This window comes from Senimuribacter intestinalis (assembly GCF_943192965.1).
GTDB lineage: Bacteria > Bacillota > Clostridia > Peptostreptococcales > Anaerovoracaceae > Senimuribacter > Senimuribacter intestinalis.
The window spans coordinates 1-21878 of sequence record NZ_CALPCF010000010.1; the positions used below are offsets into that span (position 1 = coordinate 1).

Here is a 21878-nt window from a genome sequence, read left to right on the forward strand (position 1 = left end):
ATCCAAGAAAAAGGATGGTTTTATCTAATACGGGTGAAAGATTTTAATCAATATTCATCCGGTATTCTGCATGGCTTGGAGCTGCCGGATACTGAGGAATTCGATGAGTATATCGATTTAAAATTAACTCGGAAACAGACTAATGAAATGAAAAAGCTTTTTGAGCAGAGAAATCACTATCGGAGAATCGCGCATAATAAACCATTTGACTATCTGCCTGTTAAGAGCAGAAAATCTGATCCTGCAGTACTTTATAATTTGCCATTTCGCATTGTACGCTTTCCAATATCAGAGGATTATTACGAAGTTGTAGTAACTAATCTGGATACTGATGAATTCCCTGCGGATACTCTGAAACAACTGTATGGCATGCGGTGGGGAATTGAAACTTCATTTAGAGATTTGAAATATACAGTAGGACTGCTTCATTTTCATTCAAAAAAGGTGGAATACATACTTCAAGAAATCTTTGCACGGTTAATCATGTATAACTTTTCAGAATTGATTACCTCGCACGTAGTCATTGAAAAGAAAGACAGAAAGTATGAATATAAAGTCAATTTTTCTGTCGCAGTACATATATGCCGTGAATTCCTGCTTAGTATAAATATCCCACCTAATATTGAATCACTTATTGCAAGATATATAACGCCCATTCGGCCTGGACGTTCAAGGCCTCGTGAAATGAAAGCCAAACAGGCAATAAGTTTCATGTATAGAATAGCATAGATTTTTGAAATATACATTATTTTTTTGACAAGGGAACGCTCTTGTCTATTTGTTGCGTTTTTAAATCTACAAAAAAACAATTTATCAGCTTGAATCAAAGGAAAAAAAGAGAAGTTAATATCGCGAACAATACTAACTTCTCTTTAAATCCCTTAACTTAATGCCATTGATTTCCTATGTGCCGGGGTTTTCCTTTGCCATCTGATATGCAAGTCTTGGCGATCCATCTTTCGAAGAAATGATTCCGCAGTAAGTAAAACCACACTTCTGAATCAAATGCTGCATGATTTTGTTGTCCTCGTGAGTGTCAATACGAATATTGTCAATCAAGGTAAATCCGAAATCCACACACTGCTGCAACAGCCCTTTCACCGTGCCGTTTCCTGCGATTCTGTGAATGGTTCCGTAGGCTCTGTCGTTTAGCCACTGACCGCCGTCAATTCTGTCGTAGGTCGGATCAGCACCTATAATAAAAGCAAATACGCCACAGATACTGCCTCCATCTTCCATGACGTAAAGATTGCCCCTTTTCATATCTCCCTCCAAAAGTTCTTTTTCGGGGTAACCCCAAATCGCCCACTGGGTTGGATTTCCGTTTTCCGACATGAAATTTCTGGCATAGGCATAGATATCCAAAATCTCTATAAAATCCGTCTCAGCGGCTTTTCTGATATTCATAAGCAGCCTCCTTATTCTTCTCTCGTTAAATGGGTGAACTGTGCACCAACTAATTCTGCCAAATCAACCGGTGAAAGCTCTATCTGCAGTCCTACCTTACCGCCACTGACGCAAATCCTCTGATGATTCTTCGCCCTTTCGTCAATAGCAGTCGGAAATAATTTCTTCATACCGACCGGAGAGCAGCCACCTTTGATATAACCGGTAATTTTCGTAATATCTCTCGCATGAATCATTTCGATATTCTTTTCTCCAAAATGCTTCGCCGCCTTCTTTAGATTCAGTTCACATGCCACAGGAATCACACAGACGTAATTCTGTCTACTATGTCCTACGAGAACCAGAGTCTTAAATACCATATCAGGATTCTGTCCTACCTGCTCTGCCACTGAAACACCATCTAAAAAGCCCTCCGGCGCTTCATAAGTATGTAGCTGATAAGCAATCCCTTTCGCCGCCACCATGCGTACCGCATTGGTTTTTGGCTCTTTTTCTTTCTTTGCCATGTCTGTATCCTTTTTTTATGAAATCCATATTATTCTATCACAGGAACGATAAAGTGACAATAACTTTGAATATATCTTCCAGTTTTCATAAAAACTCTGTTGGGTTTTCAAAACTGCCAAAAATGGTTTCTTTTTGCGGACAAAATCGAGATTTTGAAAATCGTTTGAAGAAAAGATGAAAACTGGAAACAAAATACATTGCAACAAGTGCTGAAATTTACAGCTAATATTTTTTCATTTTAACACCGAAATTAAAACATCGCACTGCAGGTTTCCCGTGCAGTGCGATGCAGTTTTCATCAATGATACTGATTAGCCCAGTAATCCAGCGCCAAACATTGGTGCGAATACTACGGATACAATTGTCATCAGCTTAATCAAGATGTTGATGGAAGGACCGGAAGTATCTTTGAACGGGTCACCTACAGTGTCGCCTACAACAGCAGCCTTGTGAGGTTCGCTTCCCTTACCGCCGTAATTTCCTTCTTCGATATATTTCTTAGCGTTATCCCATGCGCCGCCTGCGTTGGACATCATGATTGCAAGAAGTACACCTGCAGACAGTGCACCGCCCAGCATACCTGCAAGAGCTTCAGCACCTAAAATAAATCCAACTGCTAAAGGCGCAATGATTGCCATCAGACCTGGCATAACCATTTCTTTCAGAGCAGCACCAGTGGAGATATCTACGCATCTAGCATAGTCAGGCTTGGAAGTGCCTTCCATGATGCCTTTGTCTTCTCTGAACTGTCTTCTAACTTCTTCAATCATCTGGTTAGCTGCTTTACCTACAGAGTTCATTGTCATAGCAGAGAACAGGAACGGCAGCATAGCACCCAGGAACAGACCAATAATTACGATTGGGTTCAGCAGGTTAATTCCTACTTCGGAAATGCCTGCTACTTCTGCATAGGATACAAACAGAGCCAGTGCAGTCAGAGCAGCAGAACCGATAGCAAAACCTTTACCGATTGCAGCGGTAGTGTTGCCTACAGCGTCTAATTTGTCGGTGATTTCTCTAACTTCGTGTGGAAGTTCAGACATTTCTGCGATACCGCCAGCGTTATCGGATACAGGACCGTAAGCGTCAACTGCTACAGTCATACCTGCTGTGGACAGCATACCTACAGCTGCCAGTGCGATACCATAAACACCTGCAAACATATATGCTACGAAAGTAGCTACACAAATCATGATAATTGGCCACAGAGTGGACATCATACCAACGCCCAGACCGCTGATAATAGTAGTAGCAGCACCTGTCTGAGACTGTTCAGCAATTTTCTTAACGGAACCGTAATCGCCGGAAGTGTAAACTTCTGTAATCTTACCGATTGCAATACCTGCAACCAGACCTGCAATAATTGCAAATGCATAAGTGAAATCACCCAGCATATACTTACTCATAACCAGAGAAGCAACGATTACAATGATACCACTGATGTAAGTACCCATGTTCAAGGCATTTGCAGGGTTGGAACCCTCGCTGCCTCTTACCATCAGGATACCGAGAACAGAAGCGATGATACCTACTGCAGAAAGCAGCAGCGGGAACAGTGCAGCAGTTGTTTCAGAGAACATTGCAGTTTCTGGTGCATTGGCAACAGCAACGGAAGCCAGAGTAATAGCGGAAATGATAGAACCTACATAAGATTCAAACAGGTCGGACCCCATACCAGCAACGTCACCTACGTTGTCGCCTACGTTGTCAGCGATAACAGCAGGGTTACGCGGGTCATCTTCAGGGATACCTGCTTCTACCTTACCAACAAGGTCAGCGCCTACGTCAGCAGCTTTGGTATAGATACCGCCGCCTACTCTTCCGAACAGCGCCATAGACGAAGCGCCCAGACCGAAGCCTGTGATACATTCTGTAACAGTTGCAAGATCCAGTACGCAGAACACTACGCCAAGACCGAAAAGTCCAAGACCGGATACGCAAAGACCCATAACAGCGCCAGATCTGAATGCAATCTTCAGCGCTTTTGGCATACCTGCTTCTTTGGCAGCCCATGCAGTTCTTACGTTACCTTTGGTTGCCACGTTCATACCGAAGAAACCTGCCAGTACAGACAGCAGCGCACCAATTAGGTACAGTCCTGCAGTAATCCAGCTTTGCAGGCCAAATCCGATGAGCAGGAACAGCACAGCAATTACGATAACCATGGTCTTGTATTCTCTCTTTAAGAAAGCCATAGCACCTTCTCTGATGTATCCTGCGATTTCCTTCATTCTGTCAGTACCTTCGTCAGATTTGCTGATCCAGGAGGACAAGCAGAAGGCTACCAACAGTCCGACCGCAGCCGCGATTGGTACAATCCAATTCATAATATAATACCTCCATTTTCTTGTCTGGTTTATAACGCGTTTAAAGAGGCACCGCATATGCACGCGCCTCTTATAAAACCAAACAAATATTTTAAATTAAATTATTAACTAAACATTGAAACAATAGCAAGTGAAAGCACGATAAATAACACAGCGCATACGACTGTAATCTTGCTTAAGATTGCTTCGTATCCTCTGCCCTTTTTCTTTCCGAAAAGCTGTTCTGCACCGCCTGCAATAGAACCGGATAAACCATCGCTGTTACCAGACTGCAGAAGAACACTTAAAATCAGAACGATACTTGCAATTGCCAGTAATGCCATAAGAGCGATCTTCATCTTATTCCCTCCTTTAAATTTAACCATTTAACTTTATCATAAGAACCACGAAAAATCAAGTGTTTTCCTGCTAAAAGTTGACAATCTCCATAAATTTAGACGAATCCAGACTAGCCCCGCCAACCAGCGCGCCGTCAATCTCGTCCATATCCATAATTTCCGTTGCATTTTCAGGCTTTACGCTGCCTCCGTACTGGATAATCACTTTATCACAGGTATCTTCATCGTAAAGACCTTCGATAGACTTTCTGATCCATGCGCACATTTTTCCTGCCTGCTGGGGACTTGCGGTTCTGCCGGTACCGATTGCCCAGATTGGTTCATAGGCTACCACCACTTTAGCAGCATCCTCTGCAGAAATTTCTGCAAAAGCCTTTTCTATCTGCGCACATACAACTTCCTGTTCGATCCCAGCGTCTCTCTGTGCCAAATCCTCGCCAACGCATAAAATCGGCGTGATTTCACTATCGGTTAGGATTTTCTTCAGTTTCAAATTTACCGTCTCATCAGTTTCTCCAAAGTACTGACGTCTTTCCGAATGACCTACAATACAGTAATCTACACCAATTTCCTTGAGCATATTTAGTGAAACTTCTCCAGTAAATGCACCTTCTTCTTCAAAATGAACATTCTGAGCACCGACACCGATTCCGCTTCCAGAAAAAGCCTGTACCAATGCCGCAAGCTGCGTATATGGTGCACAAATTGCAGCTTTTACGTCAGTATCTCCATACATTGTTTTCAGTTCCTTTGCAAAAGCAAGCGCTTCTTCTGTGGTTTTATACATTTTCCAGTTTCCTGCAATTAGTGGAATTCTCATCTCTATTCCTTCCTATTCCTATAAAACATGCAGAGGAGACTTCTCCACTGCATGTAAGATTACAATAAATTATTATTTTTCTTCAATGACGGCAATGCCCGGAAGTACTTTTCCTTCCAAAAATTCCAACGATGCGCCGCCGCCTGTGGAAATGTGGCTCATCTTGTCCGCAAGTCCAAACTGCTCTGCTGCCGCTGCAGAATCTCCGCCGCCAATGATTGTCACAGCATCACTCTCTGCCAGAATCTCAGCAATTGCCTTAGTTCCCTTTTCAAAGGTCGGCATTTCAAAAACGCCGACAGGTCCGTTCCACACGATAGTCTTCGCTTCTCTCAGCACTTTACCATAAAGGCGAACCGTTGCTGGTCCGATATCAAGTCCCATCATGTCAGAAGGAATCCCATCCCTGTCTGTAATTTTTGTCTCTGTTTCATTGGCAAATTCCTTAGCGCAGACAACATCGACAGGAAGCAGCAGTTCTACACCTGCCGACTTAGCCTTTTCGATCAGCTCCGCTGCAAGATTTATATTCGCTTCATCTAAAATGGAAGTTCCGATCTCCAGTCCCATTGCTTTAAAGAAAGTATAGGACATACCGCCGCCAATAATCAGCGTATCGACTTTCTTCAGCAGATTTTCAATGACAGGAATTTTGTCTCCTACTTTGGCGCCACCCATGATGGCAACGAAAGGTCTGCTAGGATTTTCAAGCGCATCTCCAAGGAACTTGACCTCCTTTTCGATGAGGAATCCTGATACTGCAGGAAGATAGTCCGCAATACCTGCTGTAGAAGCATGCGCTCTGTGCGCTGTTCCAAAGGCTTCCTGAACAAAAATTTCTCCAAGATCAGCCAGTTCTTTGGCAAATTCTGCTCCATTGTCCGTCTCTTCTTTGCGGAAACGAACATTTTCAAGAAGCATAACTTCACCTTCTTCTAAGGAAGCCGCCATGTCTCTGATGGTGTCGCACACCACTTCAGGGCAGCTCTGAAACTTCACTTCGCAGTCCAGCAGTTCTGCTAATCTGTCTGCTACAGGTTTCAGTGTAAATTCCATCTTCGGCTCACCTTTCGGTCTTCCCAGATGGGACATGAGAATCACTTTAGCGCCCTGCTCTCTAAGATAAGTGATTGTCGGCAGTGCAGCTTTGATTCTGTTATCATCTGTGATGACACCGTCCTTCTGGGGAACGTTGAAATCACATCTTACAATTACTTTTTTTCCTTTGAGCGCAATGTCTCTAATGGTTTTTTTCATATTTAGCCTCTTTACTTTGCGTGATCTACTTCATACATATGTTTAATCAGCTCTAAAGTTTTGCTGGAATATCCATACTCATTGTCATAGAACGCAATTAATTTGAAGAACTTGTCGTTGAGTTCGATACCTTCTCTCGCATCGAAGATAGAAGTATGCGGATCACCGACAAAATCTCCGGAAACAACTTCATCATCCACATACTCAATAACGCCGTGGAGATAAGTTTCTGACGCCTTCTTAACAGCTCTGCAAATCGCATCATAGGACGCGGATTTTTTCAGTACTACATTCAGGTCGATTACAGAAACATCAGCAGTCGGCACTCTATACGAAATACCTGTCATCTTACCTGCCAAAGACGGAATAACCAGCCCTACTGCTTTAGCAGCGCCTGTGGTGGATGGAATCACGTTTCCAAATACGCTTCTGCCGGTTCTCCAGTCTTTCATGGAACGAGCATCTACAACTTTCTGTTTTGCTGTTGCAGAGTGGATGGTCGACATCAGTCCCTGTTCAATACCAAAGTTATCTTCCAGAACTTTGCAAAGCGGTGCCAAACAGTTAGTAGTACAGGATGCGTTGGAAACCACCTGCATATCACTGGTATATTCATCTGAATTAACACCGTAAACAAATGTAGGCGTAGTCTTATCCTTTGCTGGTGCAGATATGATGACTTTCTTTGCACCTGCCTTTACATGGTCGAGCGCCTTCTCTGTTGTAGTATAAGCACCTGTCGCTTCTACTATGTATTCTGCGCCGCATCTGTCCCAAGGAATGTTCTTCGCTTCTGATTCACTGAATACAGGAACTTTCTTGCCATCAATGATGATACCTTCCTCATATTTATCTAAACTCTTAGGAAAACGACCAAATGTCGTATCATATTTCAACATATAGATTAGGTAATCAATGTCTGCGTTACGAACGTTAATGCCTGCGATTTCAATTTCAGGCATGTCCATTGCAGCTCTGATTACCACTCTGCCGATTCTTCCGAATCCACTAATACCAACTTTAATTGCCATAATTTACCTCCATAACTCTCTTTATATCAAATTAAAGTATGTCAACTGTATTGGTGCAAGCACCATTTTACGACTAAATTCTGCCAATTGAGCATCGCTTAACAAGCTTGCCCTCTTGGGAATTTATAGCATAAGGCATTCCCTTCAATTTCTTTCAGAAATTGGGGGGCAAGTGCCATTAGAACCTGCGCCGCTTGGAGGAAGACAGGATATTCATGCCCTCCCTATACTTTGCAACAGTTCTTCGGGATATATCAATTCCCTTATTTTTTAATATCTCAACCATATCCTGATCACTGTAAGGTTTCTGCGGATTCTCTCCTGCGATAATCTCTTTGATGATGGACTTTACGCTGTTGGATGAAACACCCGTGCCATCTTCGCCTGAAACCCCGCTGGAGAAAAAATACTTGAGTTCAAAAACGCCGCGAGGGCTCTGCATATATTTTCCATTGATGGATCTGCTGACAGTAGACTCGTGTACGCCAACATCCTCTGCAATCTGCTTCAGCGTCAGGGTTTTCAGCGATTTCTCTCCGTTATCGAAGAAATCCTGCTGATACTTAACAACAGCGCTGGCCACGTTATATATGGTCTGTTTCCGCTGCTCTATGCTCTTGATCAGCCATACCGCCGCATTGAACCGGTCGGTCAGGTATTTGTTCAGTTCCTCATCCTGCTTCGCTTCTGCCGATAATTTATTATAATAAGAACTCACCATCAATTTCGGCATGCTGGTATCGTTGTTCATCACCTGATACTCATCGTTGACTTTCTCGACAATGATGTCCGGCACCACATATCTGGTCGCTTCGCCGGAAGAAAAAACTCTGCCGGGTTTTGGTTCCATGGTCTTGATTAAATCAGCGATCTGCTGTACTTCCTGATTTTTAATGCCAATCGTCTTTGCAATGTAAGCAATCTTATTATCTGCCAATTCCTCCAGCATGTTCTCAATGATATATTCAATCTCATCGGTCAAAAGTCCCTTGGCAGCAAATTGGATGATCAGACACTCCCGCAAATTTCTCGCTGCTACACCGCAGGGATCGAAGGTCTGAATAAAATTCAGCACTTCTTCCACTGTATCAATATCCGCACCAACTGCCTTGGATATCTCTTCCACGGACATAGTTAAATAGCCATTGTCGTCAATGACTTCTATAATATATCGTCCGATTGTCGCCATCTGACCTGTCAGCCGGGAAAACTGCAGCTGACTCATCAAATAGTCGGTTAATGTATCTTCTTCATATACATATTGCTCATAAGTATAATCATCATCGTCATCGTCATCAGGTCTGTACTCCCACTGACGAAAACTCTCTTCTTCGTAGTCCGCTTCTCTGATTTTTTCTCTGATGTCAACTTCCTGTGCATCGTAGGACTTCTCCGCTTCTAATACGGGATTCTCCAAAAGTTCGTTCTGCACATAATCTGAAAGCTCCTGGTTGTTAAACTGCAAAATCTGGATGGCCTGAATCAGCTCTGGTGTCATGGAGAGCTTCTGAGTCTGTTCAATTGTTAATTCGTAACCAAGTTTCATTTACCCATCTCCTATGCAAATAGTATACCACATTGAGCCAGTTCTTTTCAAGGGAATTACTGTTTTTCTATGCAGCAACTTTTTTGCACCAAAACTCCTACGCAAGTTCAGGAAATCCTAGCTGGCGAAGTGCTTCAAACAAAATAATGTTCGCTGAGTTGGAAAGATTGAAAGAACGCAATCTGGTGTCTTCACTCATAGGAATGCGCACTGCCGTGTCCTCGTGTTCTTTGATGAAATCTCTTGGAAGACCGGCAGTTTCTCTGCCGAACAAAATCATATCTTCATCTTTATATGTTACATCAGTATAAAGATGTCCGCCTTTCGTAGTCGCCAGATACATAGTATGATCCTTAGAATACTTTTCCATAAAATCATGTAAGCTTTCGTGAATTTCCAGCTTTACATAAGGCCAGTAATCAAGACCTGCTCTTCTCACCGCCTTATCGTCTATAGAAAACCCTAAAGGTTTCACTAAATGTAAAACCGTGCCTGTTGCAGCACAGCTTCTTGCAATATTTCCGGTATTAGGCGGAATCTCCGGTTCCACCAGTACAATGTGTAATGCCATAAAAAAACCTCCGTCCTTACATCATAAATCTTTTTTGCAGAAATATAAAGACAAAATTACTTTTTTGTTATATAATTTTTAGCAATGGAAATTTTGTACAAGGAGGCTGTTATGAAAACAGTAAAAATCGGAATACTCGGTCTGGGTACCGTAGGTGGCGGCACTTACGAAATCCTGCAGACAAACAAGGCATTAATCGAAAAAAGAATCGACCGCACCATTGAGGTCGTAAAGGTCTTAGAAAAGAATATGGAACGTGTAAAGGCGCTTGGACTCCAAGAAAACCAGGCTACACAGAATCCTGACGATATTTTAAAGAATCCTGACATTGATATTGTGGTAGAATCTCTGGGCGGTATCGAGCCGTCCACTACTTTCATGCTGACTGCCATGGAAAACGGCAAAGGCGTTGTTACGCCGAACAAAGCTGCTGTCGCAGCTAACTTTGACAAGCTGCACAAAGCTGCAAAAGAAAATGGCGTAGGTTTCAGATTTGAAGCCAGCGTCGGCGGTGGTATCCCTGCCCTGACTGCAATCACAGAAGCCCTTGCAGGCAACGAGTTTACAGAAGTCATGGGCATCTTAAACGGCACTACCAACTATATCATGACAAAAATGACCGACCTCGGTCTTGATTACAACGACGTGCTCAAAGATGCCCAGGCAAAAGGCTTTGCAGAAGCTGACCCGACTGCTGATGTTGAAGGTATTGATGTAGCCAACAAGCTTTCTATCCTGATGGCTCTTGCGTTCGACAAATACGTACCGCCTGCCGAAATTCCTACCGTGGGTATCAGCAAAATCACTATGGACGATATCAACGCTGCCAAGGAAAAAGGCTGCAAAATCAAACTGATTGCCCACGCAAGGAAAACCGGCGATACACTCGAATACAGTGTAAAGCCTATGGAAATCGAAAACTCTCACCCGCTTGCCGGCGTATCCAACGAGTTTAACGCAATCTATGTAACCGGCAACGCCGTTGACGAAGTGATGTTTTATGGAAAAGGCGCAGGCGCCCTTCCAACAGGCAGCGCAATCGTAGGCGATATCTTAGCCATTGCAAAAGAACTGTAAGAAAACGTTTATAAAGGAGGAATCACCCATGAGCTTATATCAGGACTGGCAAGAGCTGATTGACAATCAGACAGAAGACACTTTTGAGGCCTTCTGGAAAGAATATGCAGAGACAGAAACCAAGCTGTACTCTCATATTTTAGAAAACCATACGGAGCACCTTTCCGGTACCGTAGCTGAGCTGGTTGAAAAATTTGAATGCAACAAGACTATCTTTGTCGGATTTTTAGATGGTATCAATTCCAGCTTAAACAAGGAAATGGATTTAGAGTCTGTCACTGACGACACTGTCATCGACCTCGACATCGACTTTGAAAAACTCTTCTTCAACATGCTGAAAGCTGAAGCCGACTACTTGTTTAGCCTGCAGCAGTGGGACGGCGTACTCACCGAAGAAAAAAGAATAGAAATCGTAAAAGAGTTCAAGCGTTCAAAGACTGTTCGTGTCGAAAAGAAGCCGGGCAGAAACGACCCTTGTCCTTGCGGTAGTGGCAAGAAATACAAGAAATGCTGCGGTAAATAAGAACCCCACCCTCCCACGAAGCAAAGCTTCGGGTGGGTGCCCGGGAACCTTGTTGTCCTCTGACAATAACAACCCCACCCTTCCACGAAGCAAAGCTTCGGGTGGGTGCCCGGGAACCTTGTTGTCCTCTGACAATGACCTTACAAAGCGGGCGGTCTCATTGATTGAGACCGCCTGTTCTTTATTTCCACCATTTAAGTCAAATAGACGCCCATGGGGCGTCATATTTTTTTGTAACTAGTAATCATACGGTAGTTTTTGCTGCGTAGAATCCGGCGCGCCATAATCTCAAGATTTTTTTGGATATCCGGCGTTCACCCCATGAAAAACGCCATCTTCTAAGCGTTTTTTTGTATACATGGCGTCAGCCATCCGCCAAACGCCATATTGGGATTCATTTTCATAAAAAACTGGCGCGCACCTGCCGCCTAATACCCACTTTTTTGATATTTTACTGTAGGATGCTAAAGTTTTTCCGACTATCTGTCTGCATTTCTTTCTGCCGCCGCCATTTTTTCTAAAAAAGCTTTTCTACCTGGCACTTTCTCAAAGGTCCGCGCCATGTATACAGAAATCAAGTTCAAAATTGGCACGGGGTAAATCATCGGCATATCTTAATTCTCTTTCTGCCAGGTTTACTCCCGTACACGAATTTGCCTGACTAACTGCTTCAAGCCGGCGCTCTGGTCGAAAATCAAAACAAAAGCTGTCTCATTTTATTTTGAGACAGCTCCAATCATGTTAAATCAAAATCGGATCGCACGGCTGACTGCTCGTGCTGGTTACAGAATTTCTTGCAATGAGGAAGTAGTAGTACTGCTGCCCCGGTTTTCTCAGCGAATCAAAATATGTTGTCTCCTCTTTAATCGTTGCCTCAAGCCAATAAGGACCGTTTATCGTTCTGCTGCAGTAGAGCTCATAACAGTCTGCGCCTTTTACTTCATTCCATGACAACGTAACGGATCCATTCTCATCATCGTGAAGCACTCCGGAAAAACCAGTTGGCGGCTGCAGCTGTATATCTACATAAACAGCTTTGGAGTAAGCTGAATTCCCGCTACTGTTTCCAGCATAAACCGCCTTTACACGGTACCGGCAGATACCTTCGATATTGCTTACCCTTGCAGTATAGGTCAGATTTGTAGTAGTCTTTACCAGTTTTTCTCTGTCCGTTCCAATTTTACGATAGACTTTATAGCAATCTGCTTTAGCTACCTGTCCCCAAGACAGTGTAATCTTACTTTCCGCCTGATTGTTTTCTATGGTAACTACAGGTGTCGCCAGCTTCAGCGTGTTTGATACGATATTGCTGTATTGGCTGCCACTGGTTTTGACCGCTTTAATTTTGTAGTAAGCTTTTTGTCCCATGTCCACAGAACGATCAAGAAAAACCCTGTCCTCTGTCTTTCCAATGCGCTTATAAGTTCCGGTTTTATTGTAGCTTCGGTACACATCGTAGCGGGTTGTATTAGTGGTCTTCAGCCATGTCAACCGAATTCCGCCAGCTTCCATATCTCGCATTGAAGATACCGTTGGGGCTGCATAAGTTTTGTACTTAACTGGTTTTTTCACCATAGTCAGATAGCTATACTGTCCATACATCGAGAAAAAATCATCGATAGTGCCACTGTAATACTGCACCGTATTGGCTCTGTCATAATTATTGTCAGCCCAATAAATATAATCTTCCGTCACCTTTAAAAGCACCACGGAATGACCAGACCAACTGTCAAACTGTCTGGTATTGCAAAAACGAATATGCGTGCCCGCTTTAACACCAAGACATTTTTTTAGGAAATTCTTCTGGGTATTCTTTAGTCCTGTAAAATAGTTAACATCGTTTTGCGCTGCCAAAAGTCCGTTGATAGTCTCAGCAAACCCCCAGCATTCTCCACTCTTTGGAAAAGTGCTCAGGTGCTTGTACTTACTCATGGCATAGTCAATGGTGGAAGAGGCGGTCTCGTTTGCAGTACAATCCTGTCCTGCATACCCTGTACCTGAGTCAGCTACAGCTTCTTGCGGCTGCAATATAAATGACACACTCAGCATCATGGTACATGTCAAAAGTAAAGCCAAGGCTCTTTTTTTCATAGCTTGTCCTTTCTGTCCTGCTTTCGCAAACGCTTTATAAATGCTTCTCACAAAGTTCCTTTATGCTGCAGTTTTCGCAAGCAGGCTTTCTGGCGTCGCAGCAGTTTCTGCCGTGGAAAATCAGTGAATGGTGAGTTCTCGACCATCTATCTTCAGGGATTACTTCCATCAGCGCCATCTCTGTTTTCAACACGTCTTTTTCGCTGACAAAACCGATTCTGTTTGCCACTCTAAATACGTGAGTATCCACCGCAATACGCTGATGTCCAAATCCTACAGAAAGCACTACGTTAGCAGTTTTCCTGCCTACACCCGGCAGTTCCACCAATTTGTCGTAGTCCTCCGGCACCTTGCCGTCGTATTGATCTGCCAGCATTTTCGCCATCTTTACGATATTCTTTGACTTCGTCTTGTACATGCCGATTCGCCTGATATACTCGCTAACCTCCTCCGGGTCGGCATTTCCCAGTGCAAAAGCGTCCGGATAAGCTGCGAATAAATCCGGAGTCACCTGATTGACGCTTTTGTCTGTGGTTTGTGCGGACAAAGCCACCGCTACAATAAGCTGAAATACATTTTGATGATGCAGTGCGCACTCTGCGTCCGGATAAGTATCCTCCAAAATGTCTAAAATTTCTTTAATGTGTTCCTGTTTCATACCTAGCATTATACAAGAAAAAACAATCTTTGACAAGTCCGAGCAGACAGACCACCGCAAGCCACGCATCTATTTTGCTTGACAAATGCCCATTCCCCTCATATAATTGTATACGGTTAAAATCCAGGAGGAAAGAAATGTCTATTATTCAATACTTAGAAGACGGCAAAACAGGCAATCAGCCCCTATCCACCAATCTTTACACAGAGCTTCAGGAAGACGTTTTAACTGGCAAACTAAAGCCCGGTGAAAAATTAACAGAACAGAAAATCTGCAATGAGTATAAAGTCAGCAGGACACCTGTCAGAGAAGCATTGAGACAGCTTGAAATGGACGGTCTCATTGAAAATATTCCCAACAGAGGCGCCTTTGTCCTTGGGCTTTCCACACAAGATTTAGAAGATATGTTTACCCTTCGCAAAGATTATGAAATTCAAGCTGTGAGATGGGCTATTGAACGCATTACAGAAGAAGAAATGCAAGAACTTGAGGAGACCTTTGAATTCATGGAATTTTATACCATGAAAAACGATATTAACAAAATGATTAATATCAATACAGCATTCCATCAGATTATTTACATGGCAACGCATAACAGAATGCTGAAGCAAATACTGTCTTCCTATCAGACTTATTTGAAGCACTGCAGCCCATCCAACTACTACGCCCCTTCCTACCTGAACGATGTCCTTTTGGAACACCGCGCTATCTTCGAAGCATTTAAAGCCGGCGACATCGAAGGCGGCGCACTGGCGATGAAAGAACATATGGAAAATGGCAAAAAACGAAAATTCAAATAAATAATCAAAAACTATTACAGCCTCCAGCAAAGCTTATTGCGGGAGGCTGTTCTTGTATTCTCTATTTTATTTTACCTCAAAAATCAGTTGTTCTCCGTCAGAATTGATGACCACTGTATCCCCGTCTGTAATTTCACCCTGAATCAGCTTGGAGGCAAGGGCTGTTTCGATATTTTTCTGCAGATATCTTTTTACAGGTCTTGCACCATAGGCCGGATCGTAGGAATTTTTTGCAATGAACCTCTTACCCTCTTCCGTCAGGGAAAGAATAATTTCACGCTCAGAAAGGCGTCTCTCAAGTCCCTTTAAGGAAAGCTCGATAATACTTACAATCTGGTCTTCTGTCAGCGGACTGAAGACCACGATATCGTCGATTCTGTTGAGGAATTCCGGACGGAAGTAATTCTTCAGCTGGTTTTCTACATCTTCCTTGGTTTTCTCATCAATCGAGCCGTCAGGCTGGATGTTTTCAATCAGCTGACTGCTGCCGATGTTGGAGGTCATGATGATAATGGTATTTTTGAAATCTACTGTTCTTCCCTGATTATCGGTCAGTCTTCCATCATCCAGAAGCTGCAGCAGAATGTTGAATACATCCGGGTGCGCTTTTTCAATTTCATCGAAGAGAACCACGCTGTACGGCTTGCGGCGAACAGCTTCAGTCAGCTGACCGCCTTCATCGTAGCCCACATATCCCGGAGGCGCACCGACCAGTCTGGACACTGCGTGCTTTTCCATGTACTCGGACATGTCGATACGAATCATATTCTTCTCCGAATCAAAGAGAGACTCTGACAAAGCCTTGGCAAGCTCAGTTTTACCAACACCAGTAGGTCCAAGGAAAATAAAGGATCCGATTGGTCTGTTTTCGTCCTTTAAGCCTGCCCGTGCGCGAAGAATGGATTCTGATACAGAAACAACGCCTTCTTCCTGACCGATGACTCTGCGGTGCAAAATTTCCGGCAATTTGAGCAGCTTTTCCTTCTCCGACTCTACCAGCTTGGCGACAGGAATGCCAGTCCATGCAGAAACTACTTCTGCAATTTCTTCCTCGCCGACCTCTTCTTTCAGCAGGCGATTTTCCTCAGCCGTTTCAGCAGTCTGCTTATCAGTTTCAAGCTTTTTCAAAAGCTCCGGCAGCGTACCGTATTTCAGCTGCGCTAGTTTTTCAAGGTCGTAGTTTCTTTCCGCCTCTTCCATCTGGTGCTTTACTTCTTCTATCTGCTCCTTGGTACTCTTCACCTGGGTAATCGCTTTTTTCTCATTTTCCCACTGGGCACGCATCGTGGCATTTTCCTCGCGAAGCTGGGAAAGCTCTTTTTCAAGTGCGGAAAGCCTTGCCACCGATCCGCGGTCTGTCTCCTTGGAAAGAGCTTGCTTTTCGATTTCCAGCTGCATGATTTTTCTGGAGATCTCATCAAGTTCCGTTGGCAAGCTGTCGATTTCCGTTCTGATTTTGGAAGCTGCCTCATCCATCAAGTCAATGGCTTTATCTGGTAGAAAACGATCGGAAATATACCGGTCAGAAAGAGTTGCGCAGGCAATGAGAGCGCTGTCTGTAATGCGCACGCCGTGATGAATCTCAAAGCGTTCCTTAAGACCACGGAGAATGGAAATGGTATCCTCCACTGTCGGCTGATCCACAAGAACCTTCTGAAAACGTCGCTCAAGTGCTGCGTCCTTTTCGATATACTTGCGATATTCATCAAGAGTCGTAGCGCCAATGCAGTGAAGTTCTCCTCTGGCAAGCTTTGGTTTCAGCAGGTTTCCTGCATCCATGGAGCCCTCTGTTCTTCCTGCACCTACAATATTGTGAATCTCATCAATGAACAGAATAATTCTACCATCGGACTTTTCGATTTCGTTGAGAACGGCTTTCAGACGTTCCTCAAACTCTCCTCTGAATTTGGCGCCGGCAATGAGGGCTCCCATATCAAGAGCAAAAATCGTCTTGTCTTTCAGTCCCTCCGGCACATCGCCGTTTAAAATTCTCTGTGCCAGCCCTTCTACTACGGCAGTCTTGCCTACCCCCGGCTCACCAATCAAGACCGGATTATTCTTAGTTCTTCTGGAAAGGATCTGAATTGCGTGTCTGATTTCGCTATCACGCCCAATAACCGGATCCAGCTTTCCCTCTCTTGCCATCTCCACAAGATCACGACCATACTTATTCAACACGTCATAGTTATCTTCAGGATTCTGGCTGGTAATACGCTGGTTTCCTCTCACTTTAGAAAGAGCCTCCAAAAATTTCTCCTTGGTAATCTGATACCTAGAAAACAGCTTTGCAGACGGCGTGCCTCGTTCAGCAAGAAGCGCCAGGTACAAGTGCTCAACACTGACATATTCATCTTTAAACTGCTCTGCTTCCTTCTCTGCAGAAAGCAGAATCTGATTCAGCCTTCTAGAAGCGTAGATATTGTCCGCATTTCCGGAAACTTTCGGCAGTTTCTCGATGGCTTCCTGAAGCTCAGCAATCATATAGGAAGGATTGACCTCCATGTACTGCAAAAGCTTCGGAATCAGACCGTCCTTCTGCATTAGCAGCGCTAAATGCAAATGCTCGCCCTCCAGTACCTGATGGCCCTCTGAAATTGCAATATTCTGGCAGTCCATAATGGCGGACTGTGCATTCTGTGTAAATTTTTCGATGTTCATATGCTTCACCCCCGCTTCAAACATCACTATATTTGTACTATTTTTAATCTCTGTCTCTATTTTATACCCACTTTTTCAAAAAGTAAAGAACTTTTTAGCACTCATCATCAACGAGTGCTAATAATCTTCAAACCAAAGAATGCCCGCATAGCCATCTGGCATACACGGGCAGCTCATAACTTCGCAAAATCTTTAAAAAATAATCAAATCCATCAGAAGCTGATATACAAAGTTGACGCAAGGCACCAGCACAACATCAGTTACGTTAAAGATAATCAGCGCCAGCAGAATAAGAAATCCTTTGTCGTAAACCTGATAATACCAGTTGTATTTCCGCAGGTCGAAAATCTCGGTCAAAATGCCGAACCCATCCAGCGGCGGCACCGGCAGCAGATTAAATACCATCAGCACCACATTGACCGATATGATGTAAAACAAAACGTCTAAAAGAACATCTCCGAAAGTGCCCATGAGCCAAGGTGGATTCATGATAAATAAGCCTTTCAGTACAAACGAAAAGACGATAGCAATGAAGAGATTCATCACGACTCCCGCAAAGGACACCAACATTTCGTCCCGCCTTCTGTGTTTATAATAGCGCGGATCAATTTCTACAGGAACACCCCATCCAAATCCCGCGATTAGCAGCGCAAAAAAACCAAAAGGATCAATATGTGCCGCGGGGTTTATGGTTAATCTTCCCTGCAGCTTCGGAGTTGGATCCCCTAGCTTATAAGATACAATCCCGTGTGCAAATTCGTGAAAAGATAAACCTATAATAATGCCAGGCAAAATCAAAAGTTTATCCATAATCCATTCTCCGGCATCTACGTATGGATTAGAAATAATTCTAAGTACAATCAGTGCAAAGAGCAGCACCAGCGCCGGTGAGCGTAAAAATCGTTTCAAATCTTTTTTCCTTTCCCAATATATTTTTAAATATTTTATCACATTTATGGGCAATTGAAAATACTATAATATAAACGGTCAAAAAAGAAAGGTGGTTTTTTATGAGTAATACACTTGTATGTATCGATGTCTATACTGTCTCAGCAGGTGATACCCTGTACACAATTGCAGAGAAATATGATCTGCCAGTCAGTCTTTTGATGAAGGTTAATCACATTACCAATCCATACAATCTGCAAATCGGAACCAGACTCTGTATTCCGGGAGATCCTTCCCAACTTCCAAAGCCGGAAGAACCGTCAAAGCCAAAAGTGATTACCCACGTGGTAGAAGCTGGAGACACTCTGTACTTAATTGCAAAAATGCATGGCGCAAAGCTGGATGATATTATGCAAGCCAATCCATCCATCGACCCATACAATCTGATGATTGGAACCGAGCTTTGCGTTCCTCTGCCGTAAATCTTTCACTGTAGAAGTAGTACGCCTCTGTTGCATTAATGCCTTGTTAACGTGCATAAAATCGATATTTTTTTTCAAATATATGCACACTGGCCACACTGCGCCCAACAAATATAGTTCGCAGAGAAGTATGCGTTGCGCACGTTGCCTTTTCTTCTCATTCATGGTAGAATAAAATCAGCTAACAAACTGGGAGGATACAATTATGGAAGGCACATGCAGACTGAAAAGGTTTTTACAGAAAGAACATACCCCTGCCGAGAAAGCTATGCTGGTTTCTGCTGCTGCGCTGATTGGCGCTGCTGCAGGCATCATTCTCTTTTCCGCAAGCGGCGGCATTAACATCGAAATCTCTATCGGCTCTCACAACGGCTGCCATAACACCGGCAACGGCTGTGACAATAACAGCACCAGATAATCGACAAATCAAAAACGCTTCGGCAAGCCATCTTGGGCACCTGCCAAAGCGTTTTTTCGTTTCACACTTTTTTTGCAAATAAAATTAAAGTTTTTTTAGTTCTTCTTCCAGTTCTATCAGCACTTCTTGTCTCGCATCAATCGCCGCAGTGAGATCTAGTGCAGCCTGCTCTGCGCCAGCCCCTGCTTTAATTAGGTCATAATAAATTCTGCCCAGCTGTGCAAAATCCACTTCTAGTTCTTTCTTTTCTCCATTAATCTTTGTTTTAATCTTCGTTACTTCAATTGCATCGTTTGCCTTATCACCGATAGCAGCAGCGGCATCGGTCAGCTTATCTAAAAAAGCCATATCGATTCTCCTTTCACTATCTGCAGTTTGTTAATCTGCTTTCTTTTCCTTCAATATATCTCTTCTTTGCAGCAAAGGATTCCTGCTCCAAAGATACATCCAGTTCCTCGTCGTTTAACGCAAGCCCTGCTTTTTCGGCTGCCACAGTAATAATTTCCTCTGTAAGCCATGGATTGGTTACAAGCATAGGTCCCAGGGTGTTGGTGAAAATTGCATTTTCTGTCAGAAAACCTTCCTGTCTATCCTTTCCAGTGTTTCCATAGCCATAAATCAGCTGACCGAAGGCAGGCTGCACATCGCAGATAAAATCCGCCATCTGAATCTGGTTTCCCAGCACTTCCACTTCCTTGCTTCCATATTTACAGCTAAAGTACACATCGTCACCATATACCGCATCATTTTCCTTCGCAACTGCATCCAGAATCCCCAGTCCCTCAAAACTGCTGCCGTCGGCTCTCTGCACTTCTTTGCACCACAGCGCCATAGACGTTCCGGTTGCCAAAAGCACCTTGCCGCTTTCGATATAAGCCTTAAAAGCGTCAGCCTGCGGCCTCAGATATTCCAGTACTACTGGAAAAGACACGATTTCTCCCGGCGGGCAAAAGATGATATCATAATCCATCGGATTAAAATTCTCGGTATCAAAATCAATACGATCTATCGAAGTTTCCAGACCTTTCAGCTTTGCAATCTGCTGCAGCGCCAGAATATTTCCCCTCTCTCCGTGAAGATACAACGTATCCGGGAAAAGCCACGCAATTTTTAAGTCTTTCATTTAATTTCCCTCCTTATCGATGTACTTCTTCATGTGTTCAAAAGTATGCAGCCACGTAATCAGGTAAATATTCTTCGTTTCTGTCTCCTCAATTTCCTTAAAGATGGTCTCTACCGCTTCAGTTTCTGCAATAGAAATCTTTGACCGATCTACTCCCTCGTAAATCAATCTGTTGGCAGTATCAAAGCAAACCGCTTCGGAAAAGCAGAAGTATTTCTCAACGTCAGATTTTACCAGACCTGACAAATCACAGTCAAAGGCGTAGAAAGAGTTGGTATAGTGTGGAATCAGGTCAATAAGAGGACACAACCCAAGGCACACCATCTTCGTTTCCTTGTCTGCAGCCATGACGTTGATACAGGTCTGCAAAGTTTCCGGATTTTCCTGCTTAATCCGCATGTATTTAATGGTTTTATCTTTATATTTCAAAATCTCAAAGCGACCGCCCACATTTTTGAAGGAGCCAAAGGCTTTTGCCGCATCAGCAGGTTCTATGCTGCCAAGTTCCTTGGCTACTGCAAGCGCACCGGCATAATTGTAGCACATATAAGGTGTATCGTATGGCATATCAAAGGTTACATCACCAAGCTTAAACTTTCTCGCCGCAAAATCCACATCGGTAATGGTGTAGTCTGCTCTTTCGTCTGAAGATAGACCGCAGTAGCTGCAGTGGAATTTGCCAACGCCATCGTTGTTATAATAATCGAAGATGATTTTGTGCCTGCAACGAGGACAAGCCATAGTCGGAAAGCTCTCATCTTTGGTGAAAGACTCGTTATGACGATTAACACCGTAAGTTACGATGTTTTCAGATTTGTCTCCAAAAGAGCGGGTTCTCGGCTCCTCGTTATTTAAAAAGAAGCGAATGCCGTCAGGCAGCCCGTCAAAAATTTTTCGGTAGATAAAGTCCGGATCGCCGTTTCTCTGCACCTGATCCTTCTGCAGATTGGTAATCATGATATTCTGTGCCGGAAGCTGCTTATGAATCAGCGGCAGATAACGCTCGTCAGTCTCAAAGATGATATAGTCCGCCTTAATACGACCAGTCAAGCTGGATGCCTTAGAAAGCGCAGTCGCAACACCGTAAATCAGGTTTGCACCCTCTAAATTGGCGACTACTTTTTTCCCGTTTGAGCGGAAAATATGCGTAATCAGATTGTTGGTCGTCGATTTGCCGTTGGTGCCGGTAATGAACAGCACCTTGGAATAATCAATTCCTTTAAAGTGAGCCACCATCTGTGGGTCAATCTTCATGGCTTTTTCGCCGGAGAAGTTGGAGCCGCGGCTCTTGTCCACAATGTTGATGATGATGTTGATGAGCTTTGCAAACCAAAGCGCGAGATAAAATTTCATTGG

At 43.6% G+C, this 21878-nt stretch carries 23 protein-coding genes; 6 read left to right on the forward strand and 17 right to left on the reverse strand.

What is annotated here, in order from left to right:
* Positions 1 to 729: transposase (locus NFR88_RS09520; RefSeq protein ID WP_251615492.1), on the forward strand; the 729-nt coding region annotated here is incomplete at its 5' end.
* Positions 730 to 903: 174 nt separating this feature from the next.
* On the opposite strand, the gene NFR88_RS09525 is transcribed toward NFR88_RS09520, so the two are convergent.
* The 9 genes from NFR88_RS09525 to trmL all read right to left on the reverse strand — a co-directional run bounded on the left by NFR88_RS09525 (position 904) and on the right by trmL (position 9804).
* Positions 904 to 1407 (reverse strand): GNAT family N-acetyltransferase, encoded by a 504-nt coding sequence (locus tag NFR88_RS09525; protein WP_160202663.1) that lies wholly within the window; start codon positions 1405 to 1407, stop codon positions 904 to 906.
* 11 nt (positions 1408 to 1418) lie between these two features.
* The gene (gene ybaK, locus NFR88_RS09530; RefSeq protein WP_251615494.1) at positions 1419 to 1913 is read right to left on the reverse strand and encodes a Cys-tRNA(Pro) deacylase; all 495 of its coding nucleotides are present in this window, start codon (positions 1911 to 1913) and stop codon (positions 1419 to 1421) included.
* Positions 1914 to 2225: 312 nt separating this feature from the next.
* Positions 2226 to 4241, reverse strand: coding sequence for a sodium-translocating pyrophosphatase (locus tag NFR88_RS09535; protein WP_160202665.1), 2016 nt, complete (start codon positions 4239 to 4241; stop codon positions 2226 to 2228).
* Positions 4242 to 4345: 104 nt separating this feature from the next.
* On the reverse strand, positions 4346 to 4579 hold the full coding sequence (gene secG / locus NFR88_RS09540; RefSeq protein ID WP_160202666.1) for a preprotein translocase subunit SecG: 234 nt from the start codon (positions 4577 to 4579) through the stop codon (positions 4346 to 4348).
* 70 nt (positions 4580 to 4649) lie between these two features.
* Positions 4650 to 5399, reverse strand: coding sequence for a triose-phosphate isomerase (gene tpiA, locus NFR88_RS09545; protein WP_251615496.1), 750 nt, complete (start codon positions 5397 to 5399; stop codon positions 4650 to 4652).
* A 72-nt stretch (positions 5400 to 5471) separates the two neighbouring features.
* Positions 5472 to 6656 carry a phosphoglycerate kinase gene (locus tag NFR88_RS09550; RefSeq protein ID WP_160202668.1) on the reverse strand — a complete coding sequence of 395 codons (1185 nt, stop codon included), beginning with the start codon at positions 6654 to 6656 and terminating at the stop codon, positions 5472 to 5474.
* Positions 6657 to 6667: 11 nt separating this feature from the next.
* Positions 6668 to 7687, reverse strand: a complete 1020-nt coding sequence (gene gap, locus NFR88_RS09555) for a type I glyceraldehyde-3-phosphate dehydrogenase (protein ID WP_251615499.1) — start codon at positions 7685 to 7687, stop codon at positions 6668 to 6670.
* Positions 7688 to 7865: 178 nt separating this feature from the next.
* The gene (rpoN, locus tag NFR88_RS09560) at positions 7866 to 9233 is read right to left on the reverse strand and encodes an RNA polymerase factor sigma-54 (protein ID WP_251615501.1); all 1368 of its coding nucleotides are present in this window, start codon (positions 9231 to 9233) and stop codon (positions 7866 to 7868) included.
* Between the two features lie 97 nt (positions 9234 to 9330).
* Positions 9331 to 9804 carry a tRNA (uridine(34)/cytosine(34)/5-carboxymethylaminomethyluridine(34)-2'-O)-methyltransferase TrmL gene (gene trmL / locus NFR88_RS09565; RefSeq protein WP_160202671.1) on the reverse strand — a complete coding sequence of 158 codons (474 nt, stop codon included), beginning with the start codon at positions 9802 to 9804 and terminating at the stop codon, positions 9331 to 9333.
* A gap of 111 nt (positions 9805 to 9915) precedes the next feature.
* Here trmL and NFR88_RS09570 point away from each other — a divergent pair, with 111 nt between their 5' ends.
* Both NFR88_RS09570 and NFR88_RS09575 read left to right on the forward strand, forming a co-directional pair.
* Complete coding sequence (locus tag NFR88_RS09570; protein ID WP_251615518.1) at positions 9916 to 10881, forward strand: homoserine dehydrogenase; 966 nt, start codon at positions 9916 to 9918, stop codon at positions 10879 to 10881.
* 28 nt (positions 10882 to 10909) lie between these two features.
* Positions 10910 to 11404 carry an SEC-C metal-binding domain-containing protein gene (locus NFR88_RS09575; RefSeq protein WP_160202673.1) on the forward strand — a complete coding sequence of 165 codons (495 nt, stop codon included), beginning with the start codon at positions 10910 to 10912 and terminating at the stop codon, positions 11402 to 11404.
* Positions 11405 to 11883: 479 nt separating this feature from the next.
* Here NFR88_RS09575 and NFR88_RS15070 read toward each other — a convergent pair whose 3' ends face one another.
* The 3 genes from NFR88_RS15070 to nth all read right to left on the reverse strand — a co-directional run bounded on the left by NFR88_RS15070 (position 11884) and on the right by nth (position 14153).
* Complete coding sequence (locus tag NFR88_RS15070) at positions 11884 to 12015, reverse strand: hypothetical protein (RefSeq protein ID WP_279261703.1); 132 nt, start codon at positions 12013 to 12015, stop codon at positions 11884 to 11886.
* A 130-nt stretch (positions 12016 to 12145) separates the two neighbouring features.
* Complete coding sequence (locus tag NFR88_RS09580) at positions 12146 to 13546, reverse strand: fibronectin type III domain-containing protein (RefSeq protein WP_251615519.1); 1401 nt, start codon at positions 13544 to 13546, stop codon at positions 12146 to 12148.
* Complete coding sequence (gene nth, locus NFR88_RS09585) at positions 13530 to 14153, reverse strand: endonuclease III (protein WP_160202187.1); 624 nt, start codon at positions 14151 to 14153, stop codon at positions 13530 to 13532. The genes NFR88_RS09580 and nth overlap by 17 nt, the downstream gene beginning before the upstream one ends.
* A gap of 137 nt (positions 14154 to 14290) precedes the next feature.
* On the opposite strand from nth, the gene NFR88_RS09590 reads away from it, so the two are divergent.
* Positions 14291 to 14953: a GntR family transcriptional regulator gene (locus NFR88_RS09590; protein ID WP_161907515.1), complete on the forward strand. Its 663-nt coding sequence runs from the start codon at positions 14291 to 14293 to the stop codon at positions 14951 to 14953.
* A 66-nt stretch (positions 14954 to 15019) separates the two neighbouring features.
* Here NFR88_RS09590 and clpB read toward each other — a convergent pair whose 3' ends face one another.
* Positions 15020 to 17611 carry an ATP-dependent chaperone ClpB gene (gene clpB / locus NFR88_RS09595; RefSeq protein ID WP_251615522.1) on the reverse strand — a complete coding sequence of 864 codons (2592 nt, stop codon included), beginning with the start codon at positions 17609 to 17611 and terminating at the stop codon, positions 15020 to 15022.
* Between the two features lie 192 nt (positions 17612 to 17803).
* Complete coding sequence (locus NFR88_RS09600; protein ID WP_243151064.1) at positions 17804 to 18520, reverse strand: site-2 protease family protein; 717 nt, start codon at positions 18518 to 18520, stop codon at positions 17804 to 17806.
* Between the two features lie 101 nt (positions 18521 to 18621).
* Here NFR88_RS09600 and NFR88_RS09605 point away from each other — a divergent pair, with 101 nt between their 5' ends.
* Together NFR88_RS09605 and NFR88_RS09610 are read left to right on the forward strand one after the other, a co-directional pair.
* Positions 18622 to 18981 (forward strand): lytic transglycosylase, encoded by a 360-nt coding sequence (locus NFR88_RS09605; RefSeq protein ID WP_160202190.1) that lies wholly within the window; start codon positions 18622 to 18624, stop codon positions 18979 to 18981.
* 205 nt (positions 18982 to 19186) lie between these two features.
* Entirely contained in the window at positions 19187 to 19399 is a 213-nt protein-coding gene (locus NFR88_RS09610) for a hypothetical protein (RefSeq protein WP_251615525.1), read from the forward strand.
* An 84-nt stretch (positions 19400 to 19483) separates the two neighbouring features.
* On the opposite strand, the gene NFR88_RS09615 is transcribed toward NFR88_RS09610, so the two are convergent.
* From NFR88_RS09615 to NFR88_RS09625, 3 genes are read right to left on the reverse strand one after another with little or no spacing between them, the layout of a single operon-like run.
* Entirely contained in the window at positions 19484 to 19747 is a 264-nt protein-coding gene (locus NFR88_RS09615) for a hypothetical protein (protein WP_160202192.1), read from the reverse strand.
* A gap of 16 nt (positions 19748 to 19763) precedes the next feature.
* Complete coding sequence (locus NFR88_RS09620; protein WP_251615528.1) at positions 19764 to 20522, reverse strand: type 1 glutamine amidotransferase; 759 nt, start codon at positions 20520 to 20522, stop codon at positions 19764 to 19766.
* Positions 20523 to 21875: a MurT ligase domain-containing protein gene (locus NFR88_RS09625; protein ID WP_251615531.1), complete on the reverse strand. Its 1353-nt coding sequence runs from the start codon at positions 21873 to 21875 to the stop codon at positions 20523 to 20525. It lies immediately after the preceding gene.
* Positions 21876 to 21878 lie beyond the last annotated feature (3 nt).

Excerpts from the sequence above, each read along its gene's own strand:
- NFR88_RS09625 (WP_251615531.1), bottom strand. The coding sequence starts at position 21,875 with ATGAAATTTTATCTCGCGCTTTGGTTTGCAAAGCTCATCAACATCATC.
- clpB (WP_251615522.1), bottom strand. The coding sequence starts at position 17,611 with ATGAACATCGAAAAATTTACACAGAATGCACAGTCCGCCATTATGGAC.
- NFR88_RS09605 (WP_160202190.1), top strand. The coding sequence starts at position 18,622 with ATGAGTAATACACTTGTATGTATCGATGTCTATACTGTCTCAGCAGGT.
- NFR88_RS09535 (WP_160202665.1), bottom strand. The coding sequence starts at position 4,241 with ATGAATTGGATTGTACCAATCGCGGCTGCGGTCGGACTGTTGGTAGCC.
- NFR88_RS09525 (WP_160202663.1), bottom strand. The coding sequence starts at position 1,407 with ATGAATATCAGAAAAGCCGCTGAGACGGATTTTATAGAGATTTTGGAT.
- secG (WP_160202666.1), bottom strand. The coding sequence starts at position 4,579 with ATGAAGATCGCTCTTATGGCATTACTGGCAATTGCAAGTATCGTTCTG.
- NFR88_RS09615 (WP_160202192.1), bottom strand. The coding sequence starts at position 19,747 with ATGGCTTTTTTAGATAAGCTGACCGATGCCGCTGCTGCTATCGGTGAT.
- NFR88_RS09550 (WP_160202668.1), bottom strand. The coding sequence starts at position 6,656 with ATGAAAAAAACCATTAGAGACATTGCGCTCAAAGGAAAAAAAGTAATT.
- NFR88_RS15070 (WP_279261703.1), bottom strand. The coding sequence starts at position 12,015 with ATGCCGATGATTTACCCCGTGCCAATTTTGAACTTGATTTCTGTATAC.
- gap (WP_251615499.1), bottom strand. The coding sequence starts at position 7,687 with ATGGCAATTAAAGTTGGTATTAGTGGATTCGGAAGAATCGGCAGAGTG.
- NFR88_RS09570 (WP_251615518.1), top strand. The coding sequence starts at position 9,916 with ATGAAAACAGTAAAAATCGGAATACTCGGTCTGGGTACCGTAGGTGGC.
- trmL (WP_160202671.1), bottom strand. The coding sequence starts at position 9,804 with ATGGCATTACACATTGTACTGGTGGAACCGGAGATTCCGCCTAATACC.
- NFR88_RS09590 (WP_161907515.1), top strand. The coding sequence starts at position 14,291 with ATGTCTATTATTCAATACTTAGAAGACGGCAAAACAGGCAATCAGCCC.
- rpoN (WP_251615501.1), bottom strand. The coding sequence starts at position 9,233 with ATGAAACTTGGTTACGAATTAACAATTGAACAGACTCAGAAGCTCTCC.
- nth (WP_160202187.1), bottom strand. The coding sequence starts at position 14,153 with ATGAAACAGGAACACATTAAAGAAATTTTAGACATTTTGGAGGATACT.
- NFR88_RS09620 (WP_251615528.1), bottom strand. The coding sequence starts at position 20,522 with ATGAAAGACTTAAAAATTGCGTGGCTTTTCCCGGATACGTTGTATCTT.
- tpiA (WP_251615496.1), bottom strand. The coding sequence starts at position 5,399 with ATGAGAATTCCACTAATTGCAGGAAACTGGAAAATGTATAAAACCACA.
- NFR88_RS09575 (WP_160202673.1), top strand. The coding sequence starts at position 10,910 with ATGAGCTTATATCAGGACTGGCAAGAGCTGATTGACAATCAGACAGAA.
- ybaK (WP_251615494.1), bottom strand. The coding sequence starts at position 1,913 with ATGGCAAAGAAAGAAAAAGAGCCAAAAACCAATGCGGTACGCATGGTG.
- NFR88_RS09610 (WP_251615525.1), top strand. The coding sequence starts at position 19,187 with ATGGAAGGCACATGCAGACTGAAAAGGTTTTTACAGAAAGAACATACC.